This window comes from Streptomyces lonarensis (assembly GCF_012033735.1).
Taxonomy (GTDB): Bacteria; Actinomycetota; Actinomycetes; order Streptomycetales; family Streptomycetaceae; genus Streptomyces; species Streptomyces lonarensis.
Map to the genome: position 1 here is coordinate 1 of NZ_JAAVJD010000122.1, position 16,232 is coordinate 16,232.

The 16,232-nt window shown below is 75.2% G+C and carries 15 protein-coding genes; 8 read left to right on the plus strand and 7 right to left on the minus strand.

The window, feature by feature from the left end:
• A partial coding sequence (locus HCN56_RS15690) for a nitrate- and nitrite sensing domain-containing protein (protein WP_209312789.1) occupies positions 1-1,051 on the minus strand: 1,051 nt, incomplete at its 3' end.
• A gap of 455 nt (positions 1,052-1,506) precedes the next feature.
• Positions 1,507-1,686 (minus strand): tail-anchor membrane protein, encoded by a 180-nt coding sequence (locus HCN56_RS15695; RefSeq protein WP_167971608.1) that lies wholly within the window; start codon positions 1,684-1,686, stop codon positions 1,507-1,509.
• 181 nt (positions 1,687-1,867) lie between these two features.
• On the opposite strand from HCN56_RS15695, the gene HCN56_RS15700 reads away from it, so the two are divergent.
• Complete coding sequence (locus HCN56_RS15700) at positions 1,868-4,750, plus strand: SCO1167/SCO6262 family helicase (RefSeq protein WP_312871254.1); 2,883 nt, start codon at positions 1,868-1,870, stop codon at positions 4,748-4,750.
• Positions 4,747-6,114, plus strand: coding sequence for an SWIM zinc finger family protein (locus HCN56_RS15705; RefSeq protein ID WP_245246604.1), 1,368 nt, complete (start codon positions 4,747-4,749; stop codon positions 6,112-6,114). Before HCN56_RS15700 ends, HCN56_RS15705 begins: the two co-directional genes overlap by 4 nt.
• Before the next feature lie 92 nt (positions 6,115-6,206).
• Here the strand turns inward: HCN56_RS15705 and HCN56_RS15710 are convergent, their stop codons facing one another.
• The 4 genes from HCN56_RS15710 to HCN56_RS15725 form a co-directional block, all read right to left on the minus strand.
• Positions 6,207-7,010 (minus strand): SGNH/GDSL hydrolase family protein, encoded by an 804-nt coding sequence (locus HCN56_RS15710; protein ID WP_167971610.1) that lies wholly within the window; start codon positions 7,008-7,010, stop codon positions 6,207-6,209.
• Positions 7,011-7,260: 250 nt separating this feature from the next.
• Positions 7,261-8,064 (minus strand): SAM-dependent methyltransferase, encoded by an 804-nt coding sequence (locus HCN56_RS15715; protein ID WP_167971612.1) that lies wholly within the window; start codon positions 8,062-8,064, stop codon positions 7,261-7,263.
• A 64-nt stretch (positions 8,065-8,128) separates the two neighbouring features.
• Positions 8,129-8,365: a DUF397 domain-containing protein gene (locus tag HCN56_RS15720; protein ID WP_167971614.1), complete on the minus strand. Its 237-nt coding sequence runs from the start codon at positions 8,363-8,365 to the stop codon at positions 8,129-8,131.
• 3 nt (positions 8,366-8,368) lie between these two features.
• Entirely contained in the window at positions 8,369-9,235 is an 867-nt protein-coding gene (locus HCN56_RS15725) for a Sco1979 family transcriptional regulator (protein ID WP_495502020.1), read from the minus strand.
• Positions 9,236-9,370: 135 nt separating this feature from the next.
• Between HCN56_RS15725 and HCN56_RS15730 the strand changes: the two genes are divergently transcribed.
• From HCN56_RS15730 to HCN56_RS15750, 5 genes are all read left to right on the plus strand, one after another.
• Positions 9,371-9,826 (plus strand): ATP-binding protein, encoded by a 456-nt coding sequence (locus tag HCN56_RS15730; protein ID WP_312871255.1) that lies wholly within the window; start codon positions 9,371-9,373, stop codon positions 9,824-9,826.
• Between the two features lie 201 nt (positions 9,827-10,027).
• The gene (locus HCN56_RS26485; RefSeq protein ID WP_245246606.1) at positions 10,028-10,342 is read left to right on the plus strand and encodes an SGM_3592 family protein; all 315 of its coding nucleotides are present in this window, start codon (positions 10,028-10,030) and stop codon (positions 10,340-10,342) included.
• Positions 10,343-11,212: 870 nt separating this feature from the next.
• Positions 11,213-11,443, plus strand: coding sequence for a hypothetical protein (locus tag HCN56_RS15740; RefSeq protein ID WP_167971620.1), 231 nt, complete (start codon positions 11,213-11,215; stop codon positions 11,441-11,443).
• A 39-nt stretch (positions 11,444-11,482) separates the two neighbouring features.
• On the plus strand, positions 11,483-12,241 hold the full coding sequence (locus tag HCN56_RS15745) for a bestrophin-like domain (RefSeq protein WP_167971622.1): 759 nt from the start codon (positions 11,483-11,485) through the stop codon (positions 12,239-12,241).
• Between the two features lie 254 nt (positions 12,242-12,495).
• On the plus strand, positions 12,496-13,758 hold the full coding sequence (locus HCN56_RS15750) for an extracellular solute-binding protein (protein WP_209312790.1): 1,263 nt from the start codon (positions 12,496-12,498) through the stop codon (positions 13,756-13,758).
• A gap of 87 nt (positions 13,759-13,845) precedes the next feature.
• On the opposite strand, the gene HCN56_RS15755 is transcribed toward HCN56_RS15750, so the two are convergent.
• Positions 13,846-14,826 carry an acetylxylan esterase gene (locus HCN56_RS15755; protein ID WP_167971623.1) on the minus strand — a complete coding sequence of 327 codons (981 nt, stop codon included), beginning with the start codon at positions 14,824-14,826 and terminating at the stop codon, positions 13,846-13,848.
• A gap of 180 nt (positions 14,827-15,006) precedes the next feature.
• Here HCN56_RS15755 and HCN56_RS15760 point away from each other — a divergent pair, with 180 nt between their 5' ends.
• On the plus strand, positions 15,007-16,203 hold the full coding sequence (locus HCN56_RS15760; RefSeq protein WP_167971625.1) for a thiolase family protein: 1,197 nt from the start codon (positions 15,007-15,009) through the stop codon (positions 16,201-16,203).
• Positions 16,204-16,232 lie beyond the last annotated feature (29 nt).

A 16,232-nucleotide genomic window follows, 5' to 3' on the forward strand; every position in this document is an offset into this window, starting at 1 on the left:
CGCGGGCGCGTCGCGTGGCGCTCGGCAGGTGGCGCCGGGCGACGTCGAGCGCCTCCTCCCGCACGGCGTCCAGCTCGGTGCGGAGCCGGGTCGCCGCGCGCAGCGAGAGCGTGAGGGCGGCGGCGAGCAGCGCCGCGGCCAGCAGCGGCAGCGCCGGGCCGGCGGGCCAGGCACCGGCGTCCGAGGCGGCCGTGCTCCGGGCGAGTTCCCGGGTCCGGTCGTAGCCCTCGGCGAGCCCGCGGTGCGCCTGGCTCCACTCCTCACGGAGCTCTCGGGCGGCGGGGACGGTCTGCTCCGGGGCGGCGAGCCGTTCCCCCGCGGACTCCGCGGCGCGGTGGGCGCCGCCGGCCCCGAGGGTGTCGAAGGCCTCGCGGGCCGGGCCGGTCAGCGCGGCGGGCAGTGACGCCTCCAGGGCGGTGCGCCCGGCCGCCGCCTCGGCGAACTGGTCGCGGACGGGGGCCGGGAGAGCGCCGTCCGCGTCGGCGGCGAGGAGCAGGGCGTCCTGCCGGGCCAGGAGCTCCGCCGCACGGTCCAGCGCCGGTGGCACGGTGGCTCCGGCCTCGGCGCCCGGCGTGTCGAGCAGCGCCGAGACGGCTGAGGTCTGGGCCCGGTAGAGCAGCCCCCAGTCCGCCCGCCCCTCGGCGGCCCGCGTCCGCAGCGGGGCGAGCTCCGCGAGGCGTTCGGCGGCCTCGGGGTACGAGCCGGGGTCGAGGGTGGCCTCGGCGTCCCGGGTGGCGTCGGCGGCCCTGCGGGCGGTCTCCGCGCGGGCGGCGGCGCCGGGGCTGTCCAGGGCGTCGGCCGCCGGCGGACGCGGTGCCAGCCAGGCGACGGTGGCGCGGCGCTCGGCCTGCAGCGCCCGGACCACGGCGGCCGGCGCGTGGGTGGCCTCGGTCGCGTCGGCGGCGGCGCGGTCGGCGGCGATCTGCCCGGCGGTGGCGTGGGCGACGTACCCGCAGAGCAGCGTCAGCGCGGCGAGCGGTGGAACCAGCAGCGCCAGCAGGTGGTGCCGCAGGGTGCGGCGCGGGGGTGGTGGGGGTCGGTCGTCGGTCATGGGGGTGTCGTGGCTCCCGTGCTCCGGTGGCGCGCGCGCCGGAGCATCCGTCCGGCGTGGGGCGGCGTGCCTGGTGGGCGCGTCGTTCCCGGACGCTAGCCGGACAGGAGGGACCGTTTCTGCAGCTGTCTGCGGCTGGCCGGAAAGTGGCCCGGAGGCGGTTACCAATGACCGCCTCCGATCACGCAGTGATCCATGCTGAGCAGCGTTGTCCAAACGTGTTCGCGGCCGATCCGTCGGGTTGCGCAGCACGACAACCGGAGAACGCGCCCGGCCCCCACGTCACGCCCGCCTCCCCCGGCCGGAGGCCCCGCCCTGCGGGGCCCTCCCGCGGCGCCTGCGCCGAACACCGCCGCCCCGCGCACTTCGGCCGTCGTCCCCCGCCGGACGCGCGCGAACGACGACGCGCCCCGCCCGGCACCGGAGTGCCGAAGGGGGCGCGAGCCGTCGGACCGTCAGCGCAGTTCCTTGCGGCCGACGCGCCGCAGCCGCCGCCGCTGGGAGGGGTCGAGCGTCAGATAGGCGACGGCGGGCACCCCGAACATCACCACCGCGGCGATCCAGAAGTTGGTCAGCCACCACAGGACCAGACCCACGGCCACGCCACCGACGGCGATCTTCGCACCATTGGACATATCGCTCTCCTCTCCCGGCGGGCGGCCCCCGCACACAGGTGAGGACGTCCTTCCCCGTGTACCGGTTGCCTACCACCCTCGTCCCCCAAGCCTCCCACGTCAGCGCCGCGCTGCCGCGGCGGCCGTGGGGTACGGTCGGCCACCGCCCGTCCAGCCGCCACGTGAGGAACTCCCAGCCGCCGTGTCCCGCTCCCCTTCGCCGCCCGCCGTGACCGCTCGCGCGCGGTTGACCGCCGCGCAGCTCACCGCCCTCGCGGAGTGCGCCGCGGTACCGCTGCCGGCCGATCCGCCGCGACTCTCCGAGGTCGCCTTCTGGCGTCCGGACGGGGCGCCGCCCCTCGCCGGCGCCCCGGACCCGGGGTTCACACCGCTGCGGGTGGTCCTGCCCGTGGCGGACGGCGCGGCCGCGGTCGGCGAGGTCGCTGTCCGCGAGCTCCCCTCGTTCCGGCTGCCGGTCGGGGAGGCGGTCCCCGTGCTGACCCGCGCGCGGGCCTCGGGGCAGGGATCGGCGGCGTTCTGGGGCCACGCCGTGCTGGTGGCCCTGCAGCTGGCGGCCCGGGGCCGGCTGCTGCCCGGCCTTACCGCCGGCGACCACGACGCCTGGCGACTGGGGCCGCTGGAGGCGGAGGACGTCCGACGCCTGACGGAGCTGACACGCGCGATGCCGCCCCACGCCCACGCCCACCCCCTGCCCACCACCGACGCCGCACCGCGCCTGCCGGAACCCGCCGGCCTGCTTCGGGCTTTCCTCACCGCCGTGGCGGACGGCCTTCCCCGCTCCCCCGCCGCAGCGGCCGCGGCGGGCGGACCGGCGTTCGCCGCGCCGTCGCCCCGCAAGCTCCCGGACCACCGGGCCTGGTCCGACGCCGTGGCAGCGGGCCACGACGCCGGGGTGGGACTGTCCCTGCGCGTGGAGGCGGTCGGCCCCGAGGAGGGCCCCGCCCGGCGGCTGCTGGCGGTCGTCCAGGCCCACAGCCTCGCCGACGCGGGGCTGGTGGCGGACGCGGCCCGGTTGTGGGACCCCTCGCCGCCCGAGGGGTTCGGCGTGGCGGCCCGCCGTGAGGCGCTGCTGACGCTGCGGCGGGCCGCCGCAGCGTGGCCGCCGTTGGAGCCGCTGCTGCGTGCCGCTGTCCCGGACACGCTGGAGCTGTCCGAGGAGGAGACCGCCGAGCTGCTCGGTGCCCCCGCGACGGCGGCGCTCTCCGCCGCGGGCGTCGAGGTGCACTGGCCGCGCAGCATGGTGCGCAGGCTGACCGCGCACGCCGAGGTCGGGCCGGGGCCGCGCGAGGCAGGCGGCCCCCCGTCGCTCCTCTCCCCCGACGCCCTGCTGCGGTTCGACTGGCGCTTCACCCTCGACGGGGAGCAGCTGACCCGCGAGGAGCTCCACCGGCTGGCCGAGGCCGGACGGCCCGCCGTCCGGCTGCGGGACCGCTGGGTCCTCGTCGACCCGGCCGACGTGCGGCGGGCCCTGGAACGGCGGGACACCGAGGTGAGGACGCTCCCCGCGCTGCGCGCCGTCCTGAGCGGACGCACCGGGGAGGGCGGGGACGCGGCCGAGGTGCGTGCCACCGGCTGGCTCGCGACGCTCCGCGAACGGCTGACCGACCCCGACCGCGCCCCGTCGGCCCAGCTGCCGCCCCCGGACGGGCTGGACGCGACGCTGCGCGGCTACCAGCGGGAGGGGGTCACCTGGCTGCACCGGCTGACCTCCCTGGGGCTCGGCTGCGTCCTCGCCGACGACATGGGGCTCGGCAAGACCCTGACGCTGATCGCGCTGCACCTGCACCGCGCCGCCCCGCCACACCCGGCCGGGCCCACGCTGGTGGTCTGCCCGACCTCTCTGCTGGCCAACTGGGAACGCGAGATCGCGCGGTTCGCACCGGGGACGGCGGTACGGCGCCATCACGGCACCGCGCGCGACCTGGCGTCGCTGCCCGCGGACGGCTTCGTGCTGACCACCTACGGCACGTTGCGCCGCGACGCCGACCGGCTGGCCGGGGTGGGCTGGGGGCTGCTCGTCGCCGACGAGGCCCAGCACGTGAAGAACCCGCGCGCCGCCACCGCGCGGGCGATCCGGTCCGTCCCCGCGGCGGCTCGGGTGGCGCTGACCGGCACCCCGGTGGAGAACAACCTGACGGAGCTGTGGGCGTTGCTGGACTGGGCCACGCCGGGGCTGCTGGGGCCACTGGCCGCCTTCCGCTCCCGCTGGGCCGATGCGGCGGAGAGCGGTGACGACCCCGAGGCGGCGCGCCGCCTGGCGGCGCTGGTGGGCCCGTTCCTGCTGCGTCGGCGGAAGGCGGACCCGGGCATCGCGCCCGAACTCCCGCCGAAGACCGAGACCGACCGGGTGGTCGCGCTCGGCCCGGAGCAGCTCGCGCTCTACGAGGCGGTCGTCCGGGAGGGGCTGGACGCGGTCGCCGGTGCGTCCGGCACCGCGCGCCGCGGTCTGGTGGTGAAGCTGCTGACGGCGCTCAAGCAGATCTGCAACCACCCGGCGCAGTACCTGAAGGAGCGCGACCCGGTGCTGGCGGGCCGGTCCGGGAAGCTGGAGCTGCTGGACGAACTGGTGGCCACCATCCGGGCCGAGGGCGGCGCGACGCTGGTCTTCACGCAGTACGTGGCGATGGCGCGGCTGCTGGAGCGCCACCTGGCCGAGCGGGGGACGCCGACGCTGCTGCTGCACGGGGGCACGCCGGTGCGCCGCAGGGAGGAGATGGTCCGCACCTTCCAGGAGGGCGGGGCGCCGGTCTTCCTGCTGTCACTGAAGGCCGCCGGCACCGGTCTCAACCTGACGCGCGCCGAGCACGTCGTGCACTACGACCGGTGGTGGAACCCCGCGGTGGAGGAGCAGGCCACCGACCGCGCGTACCGGATCGGCCAGGACCGTCCGGTGCAGGTGCACCGGCTCATCGCCGAGGGCACCGTCGAGGACCGCATCGCGGCTCTGCTGCGCCGGAAGCAGCGGCTGGCCGACGCGGTGCTGTCAGGTGGCTCCGCCGCCCTGACGGAGTTGAGCGACGCGGAGCTGGCCGACCTGGTCCTGCTGCGGGAGGTGCGCGCATGAGCGCGGGGCAGACCCGGTCCGCGGGCGAGGGCGGGCAGCAGGAGCCGGCGGCGGAACGCGTCCTGGCGCCACTGCCCGCACCGCGCGGCCGCGCGTTCACCACCTCCTGGTGGGGCCGACGCTGGGTGGCGGCGCTGGAGGACAGCGCCCTGGACTCGGCGCGGCTCGCCGCGGGACGGCGGGCGGCGCGCCGCGGCGCCGTGGGCGCGGTGATGGTCCGACCCGGTCGCGTGACCGCCGTGGTGTCGGGCCGGGACGGCTCGGCGCACCGTGCGGACGTGCTGCTGCGCACCTTCGACGCCGCCGAGTGGCGGCGGCTGCTGGCGGCGGTCGCCGCGGAGGCCGGCCGGCTGGCGGCGCTGCTGGACGGGGAGATGCCGCCGGATCTCGTCACGGACGCCGAGTCGGCCGGTGTGGAGCTGCTGCCGGGGATCGGTGATCTGGAGCCGGAGTGCGAGTGCGGCGTCTGGGACCACTGCGAGCACACCGCCGCGCTGGGCTACCAGGTGGGACGGCTGCTGGACGAGGACCCGTTCCTGTTGCTGTTGCTGCGCGGCAGGGACGAGCGGGCGGTGGCTGCCGGTCTGCGACCGCAGCGGCCCGGGACGCCGCGGAGCGAGACGGCCGTGCCGGCCGGGCTGGACGCGCGGACTGCGTACGCCGGCCTGCCGCAACCGTTGCCCGCACTGCCGGCGGGGCCGTCCGCCCTCGGGGCGGCGCCCGCGCTGCCGGCCGACACCTCGGTCGAGGGGGTCGACGCGGCCGGGCTGGCGTATCTGGTAGCGGTGACGGCGCGACGCTCCGCCCGGATGCTGGAGCTCGGCCTCGCGGCCGCGCGGGGAGAGGAGGGTCCGCGCGGCGCGTACGGGTCGGCCGCAGACGAGGAGGCCGTCACGGCCCTGGAACCGGTGTGGCTGGACGCGGCGGCGATGGCCGCCGCCATCGTCCCGGGCGAGGTCGTCGCACGCCGCCTGGCGGCCGGCGCCAGCCGGACGCCGGCGGAGCTGGCGAGGGCGGCGACGGCCTGGAGCGCCGGGGGCGCCGTGGCAGTGGCCGTGCTCGACGCGGGCGGCGGACAGGGGGCGTCGTGGGCCGGCCCCCGGACCGCGATCGTGGCGATGGACACCTCGGAGGCGTGGGAGGACGCGGGCGGGCTGCCCCCGTGGCGGCGCTCCGGGGTCGTGTGGACCGCCGTGGGCGAGGGCGCCCAGGTCCGGTACGGCCCGGACGGCCGGTGGTGGCCGTATGCGCGCCGTGGCGACCGGTGGTGGCCCGCCGGGGGCCCGGAGCCCGGCCCGGCCGCGGCGCTGGCCGTGGCGCGGCCGGTGGCGGCGGAGTCGGAGCCGGGGGCGGCGGAGGGGTGAGGGCAGCGGACGGCGGCACGTGACGCGCCCGCCGGTGCCGTGTGAGGACGGCACCGACGGGCGCGATGGGGGTGTCGGACGCGGAGCCGGTGTCAGGCGAGTCCGGCGAAGACCGGCAGGTAGCCGCTTCCCTGGCCCGCGGCGTTGGGGTGGTAGGAGTTGCCGATGGGGAAGGTGACGCTGTGCAGCCAGGGGCTCGACGAGCAGATCTCGTGGCCGCTGAAGGCGCCGCGGACGTCGCCGTAGCTGAACCCGTGGTCGGCGGCGCGCTTGGCCGTCACGTCGCTGAGCGTGTCGGAGGTCGCGTTGATCGCCGCGCGGGCCTGCTCGCTGAGGCCGACCGCGCAGGAACCGTTGAGCTGGTACATCCGCGGGTAACCGAGGACGACGACTCGGGCCTGCGGGGCCCGGGCGCTGATCTCGCTGTACACGGCGTCGAGTTGGGCGGGCAGGTTGTCGGTGATGTAGGTGTTGGCCTGCCCCATCCGGTTGACGCACGAGGCGGTGGACTGGAGCACGCAGGTCTGCATGGCGTCGGCGAACCCGGCGTCGTTGCCGCCGATGCTGATGCTGACCAGTGTGGTCGAGGAGTTCAGGGGGCCCAGCTGACCCGAGAGCACGTCGCCGGTGCGGGCACCGGAGCATGCGGTGAAGTGGAAGGCGGACGGCCCGTTGGCGTTCGCCCAGCGCTGCGGGTAGGCGTTGTTGCTCCGGCGGCAGTCGCCGCTGGCGGAGTCGTAGTTCCCGGCGCCGACACCGGAGGAGTAGGAGTCACCGAGGGCGACGTAGACCTCCGCCGCCTGGGCCTCCTGCGCGGAGGCGGTTGTGGGGATGACCGAGACGCCGAGGGCCAGCACCGCGGTGGCGGCACCGGCGAGAAGACGACGGAGCTTCATCGAGCCTCCTGAACAGGCTGTGTGTGGGGGTTACCTGCTGTGTTACCAGCTGGTAATGCATTTGAGAAGTGTCCATGCCAATAATTTCCGGCCAACACACCCTCAGGAACGACCCACAACCGGACAGGTGACGCATCATTCGCTGCGGCTTTCGAGACACCGGCGCGGCGGACACGCACCACGGCCGGGGGGCCGGCACCCGGAAGTGCCGGCCCCCCGGCCTGCGCGGGCCCGCGACCGGGCCCGGTGGTCAGCTCTTGACGGCGAGCCCGCCGTACACCGCGACGCGGCCGTCGTCCTCCGTCGGCTGCCGCTCCGGGCGCCAGTGGGAGACCTGCACGACCCCGGGCTCCTCCAGGGCGAATCCCTCGAAGAGGCCGACGACCTCGTCCCGGGTGCGCAGGCGCAGACCCGCCGTCGCCCGCGCGTAGATCTCGGCACCCCGCTCCCCCACCTCCGGCGAGTGGAAGTCCGCCGTCGCGTGGGAGATCACCAGCCGGCTGCCCGGCGCCAACCGCTCGGTCAGGGCCCGCAGCAGGCCCTTGGGGTCCTCGGAGTCGGCGACGAAGTGCAGCACCGAGACGAGGAGGACCGCGACCGGCTCGTCCAAGTCGATCAGCCCGTTCAGCGTCTCGCTCTCCGCGATGGCCGCCGGGTCGCGCAGGTCGGCGAGGACGAACCCCGTCCCGGGGGTCGAAGTCAGCTTGGCTCCGGCGTAGACGGAGACGATCGGGTCGTTGTCCACGTACACCACGCGCGCTCCGGGGTCCACCGCGTGGGCGGCCTCGTGCGTGTTGGGTGAGGTGGGTATGCCGGTGCCTATGTCGAGGATCTGACGGACGCCCGACCGCACGACGTCCGCGACCACGCGCTGCAGGAAGTCGCGGTTGGCGCGCGCGCTGCGCCGCACGTCCGGCGTGGCGGCCATCAGCTGTTCGGCCGCCGCGCGGTCGACCTCGTAGTTGTCCTGGCCGCCCAGGTAGTAGTCGTACATCCGGGCCGGGTGCGGACGGCTGGTGTCGATGCTCGCGGCGGCGGGTGCCTGCTCGGTCACGTCTGCTCTCTCTCCTCGGGTGGTGCTGCCGTGGGGGCGGGGGCTCAGGGCGCCCGGCGGCGGATCAGACCAGCAGGAAGTCGGCGTCCCCCGACTTGACCCCGGCGATGAACCGCTCCATCTCGTGCGGCGTGTAGATGAGCGCCGGGCCCTCGGGGTCGGTCGACTGCCGCAGCGCCACGCGGCCGTCACGCAGCCGCATCGCCTCCACGCAGCTGCCGCCGTTCCCGCCGCTCCAGGGCTTGTGCCAGCCCTCCGTCCCCAGTTGCGCGGCGGGCATCCCGTTGTAAATGCGATCCATGGTTCAGATCTCCTTGCGAAGTTCACCGAGCAGTGACTCGGTTCGGTGCACCGGCGCGGCCTGCGCGCACATCCGGTCGAGCGCCTCCCGGAAGACCGACACGTCGTCGCGCTGGTCGAAGTAGGCGGCGCCGACCAGACTCTCGGAGCAGGCGACGTCGGCGAGCTCGGGGACCGGGAAACGGAAGAGGTGGAAGGGTCCGTACATCGCGGGGTGCAGCCCCGCGCCGAACGGCATCACCTGGAGCCGGATGCGCGACCGGAGCGACGCGGCTTCGAGATGAGCGAGCTGGTCGCGCATCACGTGGGGCCCCGCGACGGCGCGTCGCAGCACCGTCTCGTCGATGACCCCCCAGAACAGCGGCGGCGTCTCCCGGTCCAGCAGCTGCTGCCGGGCCAAACGCAGCTCGACCAGCCGGTCGACCTCCGCGGCGGGCGCCTGCGGCATCCCCGCGCGCAGCACGGCGCGGGCGTAGTCGGCGGTTTGGAGCAGGCCGGGGACGTAGTGCGGTTCGTAGGCGCGGATCTGCTCCGCTTCCGCCTCCAGGCTGACGAACGCGCTGAACCAGCCGGGCAGGACGTCGCGGTAGTTGTGCCACCAACCGGGCCGGTTGGCCTCGCGCGCCAGTCGCACGAACCCGTCGATCTCCTCGGGGTCCCGCACCCCGTAGAGGCGCAGCAGCTTCTCGACGTAGGGGACCTTGAGCCCGACCTGCGCCTTCTCCATGCGGCGCACGGTGGCGTGGGTGACATCGAGGTGGTGCGCCGCCTCCTCGAAGGACGTGCCGGACTGCTCACGCAGATCCGCCAGGCGCCGCCCGAGAACCACCCTGAGCGCCGTCGGCGCACCTCCGGGCCGCCCGCCCGGCACTACCGTCGGTCCTCAACTGCCGTCATGCGTAGAGAGCTTGCCATGAGGCCCTGCAATGCGACAGACCGAACCGGCCATTCTGCAAATGACAGACTGCCTCTTGCCGTATGTGATCCGACCCACCACAGTAGGACCGTGGCTTCCTCCTTCCACGCTCAGCCCCTGGAGCGCTCCGACACCACCGCGCCGTGGAGCGCCCGGGCCCACTTCCTCCTCCCGGCGGTCGAGACCGCCGTCTCCGAGGCACGAAGACGGACCCGCAGCCAACTCTGCGAGTGGCGCACCCCGGAGGACACCAGCGACAACGCGCAACTGATCGTCTCCGAGCTCGTGACCAACGCGCTGCGCCACACCACCAGCCGCTCCGTCGGCTGCGAGCTGCGGGTCAGCGGCACACTGCTGCGGGTCGCCGTCCTCGGTGAGGGAGCGGGGCCCCGGCGGGGCCCGGCGGTGGCCACCGACGAGGACGAGGGCGGCCGCGGCCTGCTGTTGGTGGTGGCACTCTCGCTGGGGTGGGGGGTGCGCCCCACCGATGCCGGGCGGCGCCACGTGGTGTGGGCGGACCTCCCGCTGCAGCACGAACCCGCCTGAGCCGGTCCGGCCGCGGGGGGGCGTGGAAGGCGACCGGGGGTCGCACGCCGACCCCGTCCGCGCCCCGTGTCGGCTACCGTTGCTGGGAGTGAGGGCGGTCGGGCCGCGCACCGAGTCGCCGGTCACCGCAGCAGCAGCAGGAGGAGACGGCGGCCGCGGAGTCCCGTGCCGCGCGCCGCACGAGGCCGAGGGAGGCAGGCCATGGGGACCGAGCCGCACGATCGTGACGAGCCCCAGCGCGACGACTGGGACGACCTGGTGCTGGACGAGAACTTCGTCCGCGGGGCAGAGGTGAACGAGCCCACCGCACGGACCCGCATGCTGACCGAACGCTGGAAGAACGAGGCGCCGGCGCCGCAGCCATGGCGATCGGACGAGCCCCCCGCAGGCTGGATTCACAGCACCTCGCCCAAGCAGGAGAAGCGCGAGAAGCGGGAGAAGCGCAAGCGGGGCGGCGGGAAGCTGCGCGGAATCTTCAGACGTCGCAAGGACGACGGCACCGACGAAACGCGGTGAGCGCGGCCGGCGTGCGAAGGGCCCGGGTTCCGCCCGGGCCCTTCGCACGCCCGGGTCGGGCGCGGACCGCTCCGGCACGCCCGCTGCGTCTCCGGTGTCCGGCCTCCCAGCTCCGGCACCACTGCCCGCGCGCCGCAGCTTCCCGCGCCCCGGCGCTCGCGCTCGGGGCGCGCGACAGCCAGCGGCTCACCTCAGGTTCACCCCATCCGGGCAGACCTGCCGGTAGTGGTCACGCACAGCGTCACGGCGCCACATCCTTCGGATGTGAAACCCAGCCCGCCGCCCGCGCGGCGCGCCGGCCGCGCGCGACTCGCCGTGGTACCGGCCGTTGTGATCGTCCTGTTCACCGCAGCGCCGCCGGCCCTCGCCGACGGCCCCGCCGCGTCCGACCCCACGCCGCACCCGCACGACCGCCCCGCGCAAGCGGACACGGCCGCCGCTAACCGCACGCCCGGCGCGCCCGGCCCCGCTCTCGTCGGCGCTCTCGTCGGCGCACCGGACGACGCGACGCCGCCCTTCCCGACCTTCCCGCCCTTCCCGGTCGGTGGCGACCGCGTGGAGATCGACGGGCCAGGGGGACGGGTCTCCGCCGGCACGGTCCCCGGGGGGTTCGAGGGCCGGATCGAAGGGCCCGGGGGGTGCGTCTCCGGCAGCGTCACGGCGCAGGGCGTCCTCGGCCGCGTCGGACCGTGCACGCCCGCGGCGCCGACCCCGCCACCACCACCCCCCGCGCCCCCACCGGTCGTCGACGACCCGCCTCCCGTGCCGACGCCACCCCCTCCGCCGGAACCCGCCCCCTCCCGGGCCGCCGCGCCGTCGCCGCCACCGGCGGAGCCGCCGGCCGACCCTCCCCCGGCGGCCGACCGTCCCGTGCCGCGTCCCGACACCGACCCGGTGCCGGGGACGGAGCCGGAGCGGGAGCCCCCGCCGCCGGCCGAGGTCTCGCTCGCCATGGCACCGCCGCGCCCCACCCCGGGTACCGAACCACGGCAGAGCGGCTCCCTGGTCGGCCGCACGCTGCTGCTCCTCGCCCCCGCCGTCCTGGCCGCAGCGGCGCTGCGCCCCCGCGGCGGCGGGGCCGGACGGTCGTCCCAGGCATGACACCCCTGCTCACACGCTCGCCCCGAGAGGAAACCCACCGTGCCGACCTGGCTGATTCTCACCCTCTGCACCGCCGGAACCTGCGCGGTCGTCCTGATCGTCGCCACGCTGCGCCGTCGCGGCGAGGAGGGCGAGGACACCTCGCAGACACCGGACGTCATCGAGTACATCACCATGATGATCGGTGTCGTCTACGCGATCGTGCTGGGACTGGCGATGGCCGGCGTGTGGGAGGAGCGGGCCGCGGCCGAGGACTGGGTGCGCGCCGAGGCGCAGGCGCTCCGCGAGGTCAGCACGCGCGCCGAGGCGTACCCGTCGCCGGTGCGTGAGGAGATCCGGGAGCAGGTGGACGGCTACGTCACCCACGTCCTGACCGTCGAGTGGCCCCACATGGTGGAGAACGAGGAGCTCACCGAGGAGGGCGACGCCCTGCTCGCCGAACTCCGGCGCACCATCACCCTCCACGAGCCGGCCACCACGTTGGAGGCCCACGGGTACCACGGGCTGATGGACCGTGCCGCCGCGGTGGACGAGGCGCGGACCGCGCGCGCCCAGGCCGCGGAGCCCACGATGCCCGGCGTGGTCTGGTTCGGGCTGGTCGCGGGGGGCGTGGTGGCGCTGGGCATGGTCTTCACCCTGCAGATCCAGCGCTCCGCCCGGGAGTTGCTGCTGGCGGGCCTGTTCAGCGCGCTGATCGCGTTCCTGCTCTTCCTGGTGTGGCACTTCGACGCGCCCTTCGCCCGGGGCATCACAGAGCCCACGGAGGCGTTCGAGATCCTCTTCCCCGAACTGGCCTGAAACGACGGCGCGGACAGCGGTACACCGGCCATCGGCGGGGAGTGCGACGGGAATCACGCCGACTGCCGGGTGGACCCGGAGGGTGCTCGGGGCGCAGACTCGTCGCCATCAGTCGAGGTCAACGGGGCTCGGGCCGGAACGCACCCCTCCGGTGTGGCGCGGCCGGACGGTCGCTATTGTCGATCACCCCCACACTTCGATCGTCAGTTCGTACGGGCGCCGCGGCGTCCGTACCTCTCTCCCGAGGGGAACCGTTGAAACCAACACTCACCGTCCGCGCCGTGGGGATCGGCGCGGCGGCGTCGATCCTCGTCGGGTGCTCGAACCTCTCCTCCTCCGAGGACGACCGTGTCCTCGAGGTCTGGATGATGAACTACAGCGCCGGTGAGGAGTTCCTCGACCAGGTGGTGGCCGAGTTCGAGGAGGCCAATGACGGCGTCCAGGTCGAGGTCACCATCCAGGAGTGGGGCGGCATCGGTGAAAAGGTGACCGAGGCACTCACCAGTGGCAACGGCCCCGACGTCATTGAGGTCGGGAACACCCAGGTGGCGCAGTACGTCGCCACCGGGGGCCTCTCCGACCTCACCAACCAGGTCATCAGCCTCTCGGGCGACGACTGGATCCCCGGCCTCGCCGACCCTGGCCAGTTCTACGGCCACCAGTACGGCATCCCCTTCTACGCGGCCAACCGCGTGGTGATCTACCGCAAGGACCACTTCGCGGACGTCGGCATCAACGAGCTCCCGACCAACCGCGAGGAGTGGCTGGAGGCCACCACCCTCCTCAACGACGTCCCGGGCCGCCAGGGCATCTACCTGCCCGGAAAGAACTGGTACGTCCTGGCAGGCTTCATCTGGGACGAGGGCGGCGACCTGGCCGTCGAGAGCGCCGGCAACTGGACGGGCGCGCTCGACACCCCCGAAGCCGCGGCCGGCATGGAGTTCTACGCCGAGTTGCAGGCACTCGGCAACGGACCCGCCGACGCGGACGAGGCCGACCCGCCCCACGAGGAGGTCTTCGCCGAGAACGAGGTCTCCCAGCTGATCTCCACGCCGGGGTCGGCGGCGGCGATCCTGAGCGCCAATCCCGAGCTGGAGGACCAGCTGGGCTTCTTCCCCGTCCCGGGCAAGGAGTCGGACACCCCCGGCGCGGTCTTCACCGGCGGTTCCAACCTGGTCATCCCGCACGCCACCGAAGACCTGCGGCTGGCCTACGAGTTCGTGAAGCTGCTCACCGGCGACAAGTGGCAGAGCGAGCTGGCGACGTCCATGAACCTCGTGCCGAACCGCACCACCCTCGCCGACGTGGTCGCCGACGAGCCGGCCACCGCGGCCATGGTCCAGGGCGCGGTCAACGGCCGCGCCACCCCGCAGTCGCCCCACTGGGCGGCGGTGGAGGAGGAGGACCTGATCAAGGACTACCAGGCCGCGGTCCTCCAGGGTGCCGACCCCATCGAGGCGGGCCGGGAGGCCTCGGAGCGCATCACCGAACTGCTCAGCGGCCGCGTCGAGGAGTAGCCGCGACGGACCGCGGAACGGGGCCGGGGCGGGGGTGCAGACCTCCGCCCCGGCCCCGTTCGCACGCCGTGCCCGGCCCGCCCGGGGTCAGGGGGCGATGCCCCGCTCCGCGACCCAGGCCAGCTGCTTGGCCAGCTGGACGGTGCGGCCGCCCGCGTGGTCGCCGAACGGCCAGACCTCCATGGCGCGCTCGCCCCCGTAGCGGTGGTAGGCGGCATAGACCGTCGACGGTGGGCAGATCGGGTCCATCAGCGCGACGCTGAAGAACGCCGGGGCCGTCGCCAGCGTGGCGAAGTGCAGGCCGTCGAAGTAGTCGAGGGTGGCGAAGGTCTGCTCGGGGTCGGCCATCTGGCGCTCGCCGAGGTAGGCTGTGAAGTCCGTGTACGGACCCTGCGAGGCCACCTGGGCCCCGCGGCGGAAGTGGCAGAGGAACGGCACGTCGATCAGGGCGGCAACGGTGTCACCGCCCGCCAGGCCGGCGGTCGCCAGCGCCAGCCCGCCCCCTTGGCTGCGCCCACTGACGATCACCCGGCCGGGGTCGACCGCGGGGTGTTCGCGGATCGCGTCCAGCGCGCGGACCGCGTCGGTCACGAGCCGCCGGTAGAAGTAGTGGTCACGGTCGGCGACGCCGCGGGTCATGAAGCCGCGGGGCGACTGCGGCCCCGGGGCCGGGTCGGGGTCCGGGGTGGCATCGCCCATGCCGCGGGCGTCGACGACCAGGTGAACGTAGCCGGCGGAGGGCCACGCCAGGTGGTCCAGGTAGCTCCCGCGGCCGTTGTTGTAGGGGCTGTAGCGGACCACGGCGGGCAGGGCGTCTCCCGCGGTGGTGCCCTTGGGAAGTATCAGCCAGCCCGCCACCGCCTGCCCGGCCCACCCGGGGAACCGGACGTCGAACACGTCGACGGTGCGCAGCGCGGAGTCGGTGACCGGCCGGTAGGTCGCCGGACCGGTGGCGGCGGCGCGGGCCTCGGCGAGCGTCTCTTCCCAGAAGCTGGTGAAGTCCCCGGGGGTGGGGACGTCGCTGTGGTACTCCCGCAGCTTCTCCAGCGGCATGTCGGTCAACGGCATCGCGAGCCCCGTTCTCGTGTCCGCGCCGCGGTGGGCGCGTGGTGGTGCGGCGGGGCGGCCCGGCCGGCCTCGCTCCGGGGCGGGCCCGGCGGAAGGCGGTCTGGTCGGGCCGGCTGCCCGCTGACATGATCGGGTCGACTCTACCCACGGCACCGGCCGGGGACGGAAGGGTGATCGCACATGGTGGCGGGGACGCTGCGCGAGGTCTGGGTCGTGGACGCCGTCAGGACGCCCTGCGGCCGGTACGGCGGGGCACTCTCGGGGGTTCGCCCCGACGACCTGGCGGCACACGTGGTGCGGGCCCTGGTCGGCCGGAGCCCGGCGCTCGATCCCGCGCGGGTGGACGAGGTCGTCCTGGGCACCGCCAACGGTGCCGGGGAGGACAACCGCAACGTGGGCCGCATGGCGGCGCTGCTGGCAGGGTTGCCGGTCTCGGTGCCCGGGAGCACGGTCAACCGGTTGTGCGCCTCGGGGCTGGAGGCGGTGGTCCAGGCGTACCGCGCCGTGGCGGTGGGGGACGCCTCGCTGGTGGTCGCGGGCGGCGTCGAGTCGATGAGCCGCGCCCCGTTCACCATGGAGAAACCGGACCGTGCCTTCCCGGCGGCCCCGCCCCGTGTCCACTCCACCGCGCTCGGGTGGCGGCAGGTGAATGCGGCGATGGACCCGGCGTGGACGGTCTCGCTGGGCGAGGGGGCCGAACTGGTCGCGGACCGGCACGGCATCGACCGTGCCGCGCAGGACCGCTTCGCGCTGGAGTCGCACCGGCGCGCCGCTGCCGCGTGGCGCGCGGGCGCCCACGCGGCGGAGGTGGTGGCTGTCCCGGGCGTGGAGTTGGAGCGGGACGAACCGATCCGCGACGACGGTGACACCGCGTCCCTCGCGCGGCTGCGACCGGCCTTCCGCGACGAGGGCGGGACGGTCACGGCGGGGAACTCCTCGCCGCTGAGCGACGGAGCGGCGGCGTTGCTGCTGGCGGACGAGGCGGGGGTGGCGGCGACGGGGCGGGAGCCGTTGGCCCGGGTGACGGCGACGGCGGTGACCGCGCTGGAGCCGCAGTACTTCGGGCTGGGGCCGGTGCGGGCCGTGCGCCGTGCGCTGGAGCGGGCGGGCAGGGGGTTCGACGCGCTGGGGGTGGTCGAACTCAACGAGGCGTTCGCCGCCCAGGTGCTGGGATGTCTGGCGGAGCTGCCGGAGCTGGACCCGGCTCTGGTCAATCCACGCGGGGGCGCGATCGCGGTGGGGCACCCGCTGGGCGCCTCGGGGGCGAGGTTGGCGGGTGCGGTGGCGCACCAGCTGGCGGCGGCCGGCTCCGGGGTGGGGGTCGCCTCGCTGTGCGTGGGCGTGGGCCAGGGGCAGGCGCTGGTACTGGAGCGCTGACGCCGCGCGCCGCGCCCCCGGGTGGGGGG

Excerpts from the sequence above, each read along its gene's own strand:
- HCN56_RS15695 (WP_167971608.1), bottom strand. The coding sequence starts at position 1,686 with ATGTCCAATGGTGCGAAGATCGCCGTCGGTGGCGTGGCCGTGGGTCTG.
- HCN56_RS15705 (WP_245246604.1), top strand. The coding sequence starts at position 4,747 with ATGAGCGCGGGGCAGACCCGGTCCGCGGGCGAGGGCGGGCAGCAGGAG.
- HCN56_RS15710 (WP_167971610.1), bottom strand. The coding sequence starts at position 7,010 with ATGAAGCTCCGTCGTCTTCTCGCCGGTGCCGCCACCGCGGTGCTGGCC.
- HCN56_RS15720 (WP_167971614.1), bottom strand. The coding sequence starts at position 8,365 with ATGGATCGCATTTACAACGGGATGCCCGCCGCGCAACTGGGGACGGAG.
- HCN56_RS26485 (WP_245246606.1), top strand. The coding sequence starts at position 10,028 with ATGGGGACCGAGCCGCACGATCGTGACGAGCCCCAGCGCGACGACTGG.
- HCN56_RS15755 (WP_167971623.1), bottom strand. The coding sequence starts at position 14,826 with ATGCCGTTGACCGACATGCCGCTGGAGAAGCTGCGGGAGTACCACAGC.
- HCN56_RS15760 (WP_167971625.1), top strand. The coding sequence starts at position 15,007 with ATGGTGGCGGGGACGCTGCGCGAGGTCTGGGTCGTGGACGCCGTCAGG.